General features: G+C 26.6%; 1 protein-coding gene. It reads right to left on the reverse strand.

The features are described from left to right. Positions 1–1,105: restriction endonuclease subunit S (locus CKF59_RS05025; RefSeq protein WP_147397124.1), on the reverse strand; the 1,105-nt coding region annotated here is incomplete at its 3' end. Between the last annotated feature and the right edge of the window lie 69 nt (positions 1,106–1,174).

Consider the following 1,174-nt stretch of genomic DNA (forward strand, 5'->3'; position numbering starts at 1 on the left):
TCTCTAAGGTTTTACTGTCAGGAATAAGTATATATAATTGCTTTAAATCCTCTGTATTAATCCTTTGAAATCTTGTTCCATGTGAAAGGTACGATTTCTTAAATTCAAACCAAGGATCTAGAATATAAGAAGCAAGATATTCAAAACTACTTTCAGTACATTGAAAACCAAACATTCCATCTGAAAGAATTGAATTTTCTATGACATCTATCATTGCTTGATTTAGAAATAAATACTTTTTACTATCTTTTAAAATGCTAAACCATACAGAGTTTTGAGTAGGTTTCATATTGGCCATAGAATATTTTTTAATATCTGAAAATAATATCTGTTCGCCTAAATCAACAATACTACATCCTTGAACTGATTTTGTAGGATAAAATGTTTTCTTTTCAAATGGTCGTACACCTGATTTTATGATTGAACATAGTTGATTAGTTTTTAAATTTTCTACTTTCCAACCTTTAGGAATTTCTCTTTCTAACAATTCATTCCATTCTAATTTTCCACCTGAGCTTTTATATGGTTTATCATTTTCATTTGGAAATTCCAGCTGATTAAACCACATGTTATAAATGAGCTTAATTTGATTAAGTAAATTATCGTTTAGCTTCATATTATTTTCAATTAAAAGCTCGATATTTCTTAAAACTTGAAGAGATTTGCCACCTTGATAAAAATCTTCAGGAAGATACAATTTCATATCATTAACATGACTATCATTAATTTCATCAAATGTAGTCCCTGAACCTACTAAATTTAATTGAGGTAAATTAAATTCAACTACATATTTAAATAAAACATTAGGGATAAACTTAGAATTAATTCCAATAAATCCATAACTCAAAGCAGATTTAACATGAGTCAAATTGATAAACCCAATAGTTCCTCTAGATGAAATTATTATTGTATCTTTTTCTACTATTCTTGTTGAATGCTTTGTATATCTGCTAATAGGTGCTGTATATAAATATCCTAAAGCTTTATATCCTCTAATATAAGGATAACCCTCACCATCATAGTTGATTTGATTTAGCTTAACTTTATAACCTTTTATTGTACTAGCTACTTCAGATAGTTTAACAACATTAGCTTTACTTGTCATACTTGATTATTTAAATTTTACATTGTTTAAGAATTTAATAATTTCATTTCTATATTCTGAATTTTGTTT

The sequence above is a fragment of the Psittacicella gerlachiana genome (assembly GCF_003585965.1).
GTDB lineage: Bacteria > Pseudomonadota > Gammaproteobacteria > Enterobacterales > Psittacicellaceae > Psittacicella > Psittacicella gerlachiana.